We start from the raw sequence: 3,986 nt of genomic DNA, 5'->3' as shown, positions 1-3,986 counted from the left end.
GCAAATGAATGCGCATAAACCTATGAAAACAAAAACGCGCTCACTGAATAAAATCAAGAAATCAAGAAATCAAGAAATGAGACAGCAGCCATAGAACAACTTAAACAGCCACCACCGGTATATCCCCGCTACCACTCCCCTTCCCGTCCCGCCGCTCCCCCATCCACTCATTGACCCGCTGCCCAAACGCCGCCGGCGCCTTGCGCCCGAACCGCCGCGCCAGGTCCAGGATCGTCTGCTGCGCCAAAGCCTCCTCCATGCGCTTCTGCGCCCCCAGCATCACCGCGTTGATCGCACACGTCCCCTCGACCGCCCAAGCCGGCGCCGAGCCCTCGAACACCGCGCACCGCTCACGAATCTCGCGGCAATCGAAAATCTTCTTGTGCCCATCGATGGCCGTGACGATATCCAGCACCGTTATTTCATCCGACGGCCGCGCCAGGCGGAAACCACCCCGTACCCCCTCGGTAGCCGCAACCAGCCCGGCCCGAGCGAGCTTGGTGAACACCTTCGCCAGGTACTCCTGCGGTACACCCTGCAACTCGGCCAGGTCGCGCACGCTGGACTCGCGGCTGTCGCCACGCTCGTCGACCAGGAACAACAGGCAATGGATACCGTACTCGACGCCGGCACTGTAGAGCGACATGTCAATCTCCGACTAAATTTGTCGCAAATACTACGCCCATCAACGGCAACAGGCAAAGCCTCAGCTTGCCGCCCGTCGCCAACCCATCAGCACAACAAGCACCTGTAAACCAGCAAAACCGCAGGTTTCGACCGCCCTTGCCGAGGCCCCGACGGGGACTGGCTGAAAAAAATACTTGCCGAGACAAACTACGATCAATACAGTCGTAGTTATTCGGCAGGCAGCCAACGCACCTCCGAAGCCCTTTCCCCACCTTGCGGAGCACTCACATGACCCCACATATCCTGATCATCGGTGCCGGCTTTGCCGGTGTATGGAGCGCCCTGAGCGCCGCTCGCCTGCTTGACCAGGCCCAGGCCGGCGACGTGCGCATCAGCGTGCTGGCCCCGCAGCCAGAGCTGCGCATCCGCCCACGCTTCTACGAAGCCGATGCCCACACCTTGCAGGCCCCGCTGAGCGATCTGTTCGATGTGGTTGGCGTGCAGTTCATCCACGGCAACGCCGAAAGCATCGACAGCGCCGCGCGCCAGGTCGGCTACATCGACGCCAACGGCCAGCGCCAGCAGCTGGGCTACGACCGCCTGATCCTCGCCGCCGGTAGCCAGGTCGCCCGCCCCGCCGTACCGGGCCTGGCCGAGCACAGCTTCGACGTCGACCAGATGGAATCGGCTGTGCGCCTGGAGCAGCACCTGATTGGCCTGGCCAAGCTGCCCGCCTCGTCGGCACGCAATACCGTGGTGGTGTGCGGCGGCGGCTTCACCGGCATCGAAACCGCCACCGAAATGACGCCCCGTCTGCGTGCCATCCTCGGTGAAGGCAATGTCCGCGTGGTGCTGGTGGACCGTGCCGACAGCATCGGTGCCGCCCTTGGCGCCGGTATCACCCCGGCCATCGTCGCCGCCTCCGAACACGCCGGTGTCGAGTGGCTGACCGGTGCTTCGGTAGTGGCCGTGGAGGCAGGCGGCGTGACCCTCGACAATGGCGAACGCATCGCCAGCAACACCGTGATCTGGACGGCTGGCGTCAAGGCCAGCCCGCTGACCGCGCAAGTCGCAGGCGAGCGTGACGCGCTGGGCCGGCTGCGGGTCGACCCGCACCTTAAAGTTGTCGGTCAGGAGCATATCTACGCCACCGGTGACGTCGCCTGGGCCGCCGTGGACGACATCGGCAACCACGCGCTGATGACCTGCCAGCACGCCATCCCCATGGGCCGCCATTCTGGCAACAACGCCATGGCCGACCTGCTGGGCCTGGCGCCGGTGGAGTACCGCCAACCGAAGTACGTCACCTGCCTGGACCTGGGTGAATGGGGTGCGGCCTACAGCGAAGGCTGGGAACGCGAACTGGTTCTGCAAGGCCAGGAAGGCAAGAACCTCAAGCGCCAGATCAACACCGTATGGATCTACCCACCGGCAGCCGACCGTGAACAGGCACTGGCAGCCGCAGACCCGGCGATTGCCATTGTATAAGTGAACTAAAACTGACTGATCCGTCAGATTATGACGGATCAGCCTGTACGTGCTGTTACATTGAATGGCTGGTCAATAATAATGGCCATATGGCATCATTGGCGCCAAAAAAACATCGAGAAGGTGAGGAACACACCCAACCCGCAGCGCATCGAGAGCCTGGCACCCCGCCATCACGGCCCTCAAACCATGCTCTTGACGCCTGCACGCCAACGTCAAGGAGCATGCCATGCAGTTACGGAATATGAAGATCGGTAAACGCGCCGCCAGCGTGTTCGCGCTTTTAGGTGCACTGGTCCTGGCAATGGGCCTGCTTTCTCTCTACGAAACCCGGCAGATGGACAGCGCCACCGACGAAATTCGCATCACCTGGATCCCCGCCATCGTTGCCCTCAACGACATCGGCAGCAACCTCGGCCGCGTCCGCGCGCTGACCCTGCGCACCGCCCTGGATGACGACAGCAACGAACGAGCCCGCAATACTGCCCTGCTGCAGACCGTCAACGAGCAGTTGCAAGCCGCCCTCAAAGACTACGAAGACACTATCATCGCCGCCGATGACCGTGCCCTGTTCAATGCCTTCAACGCTGCCCACCTGCAGTACTACAGCCTGCAACAGGAAGTCCTGCAGGACATCAACGCCGGCCGCGCGGCCGATGCCAAGCGCAAGATCAGCGGCCCGCTCACACAACATGCCGACAGCATGATGAAAGCCATGGCGGCCCTTATCGCCTACAACGGCAAGGGCGCCGAAGATGCTTCGCAGCGCAGCAGCGACGTGGCCGACGAGGCCTTCAGCGTGATCGTCAGCTCACTGCTGGTCATCATCATTGCGCTGATCGCCATCGCCACCCTGCTTACCCGCAGCATCGTCGTCCCGCTGGCCGACGCCGTGGCCGTGGCCGAGCGTGTGGCCACCGGCGACCTCACCCGCGACATCCAGGTCAGCGGCCGCGACGAACCGGCACTGCTGCTGCGTGCCCTGAGCCAGATGCAACAGAGCCTGCGCGACACCCTGCGCAAGATCGCCGCCTCCTCCGACCAACTGGCCTCGGCCTCCGAGGAACTGCACACGGTCACCGAAGACACCAGCCGCGGCCTGCACCAGCAGAGCGCCGAGATCGACCAGGCCGCCACGGCAGTCAACCAGATGACCGCGGCGGTCGAGGAAGTGGCCAACAACGCGGTGAGCACCGCCGATGCGTCGAAGGGCGCCGACCAGACCACCCGCGACGGCCGCGACCAGGTCAACCAGGCCCTGAGCTCGATCCAGCATCTGGTCGACGACGTCACCGGCACCTCCCAGGAAATCGAACAACTGGCCAGCAGCGCCAACGAGATCAGCCGGGTCCTGGACGTGATCGGCTCGATTGCCGGGCAGACCAACCTGCTGGCGCTCAACGCCGCCATCGAGGCGGCCCGCGCTGGCGAGGCTGGGCGCGGCTTTGCCGTGGTCGCCGACGAAGTACGGGCACTGGCCCACCGCACCCAGCAGTCCACCGCCGAGATCGAGCAGATGATTGGCGGCATCCAGGACGGCACCGGGCGCGCGGTCAGCGCCATGCACAGCAGCCAGGGCCGCGCCAACGGCACGCTGGAGGTGGCGCAGTCGGCCGGCCAGGCGCTGGAGCTGATCGCCGAGGCCATCGCCTCGATCAACCAGCGCAACCTGGTGATCGCCAGCGCGTCGGAGCAACAGGCTCAGGTGGCACGGGAAGTGGACCGTAACCTGGTGAACATTCGCGACCTGGCCATGCAGACCTCGGCCGGCGCCAACCAGACCAGCGCGGCGGCGCAGGACCTGTCGCGCCTGGCGGTGGAACTGAACGCCATGGTGGCGCAGTTCAAGGTGTGATCCGAGGGCTGCACAG

The 3,986-nt window shown here is 64.2% G+C and carries 3 protein-coding genes; 2 read left to right on the top strand and 1 reads right to left on the bottom strand.

Annotation, left to right across the window (positions count from 1 at the left end; translation table 11 throughout):
- Nucleotides 1-100 precede the first annotated feature (100 nt).
- The gene (locus DM373_RS28165) at nucleotides 101-646 is read right to left on the bottom strand and encodes an RrF2 family transcriptional regulator (protein ID WP_110996588.1); all 546 of its coding nucleotides are present in this window, start codon (nucleotides 644-646) and stop codon (nucleotides 101-103) included.
- Between the two features lie 269 nt (nucleotides 647-915).
- Between DM373_RS28165 and DM373_RS28160 the strand changes: the two genes are divergently transcribed.
- Nucleotides 916-2,115: an NAD(P)/FAD-dependent oxidoreductase gene (locus tag DM373_RS28160; protein WP_110996587.1), complete on the top strand. Its 1,200-nt coding sequence runs from the start codon at nucleotides 916-918 to the stop codon at nucleotides 2,113-2,115.
- A 229-nt stretch (nucleotides 2,116-2,344) separates the two neighbouring features.
- Nucleotides 2,345-3,970, top strand: a complete 1,626-nt coding sequence (locus DM373_RS28155) for a methyl-accepting chemotaxis protein (RefSeq protein WP_110996586.1) — start codon at nucleotides 2,345-2,347, stop codon at nucleotides 3,968-3,970.
- Nucleotides 3,971-3,986 lie beyond the last annotated feature (16 nt).

The sequence above is a fragment of the Pseudomonas sichuanensis genome, from assembly GCF_003231305.1.
Classification (GTDB): Bacteria; Pseudomonadota; Gammaproteobacteria; order Pseudomonadales; family Pseudomonadaceae; genus Aquipseudomonas; species Aquipseudomonas sichuanensis.
Note: the sequence above shows the minus strand (reverse complement) of the source record. Positions and strands in the feature narration are given on the sequence as shown.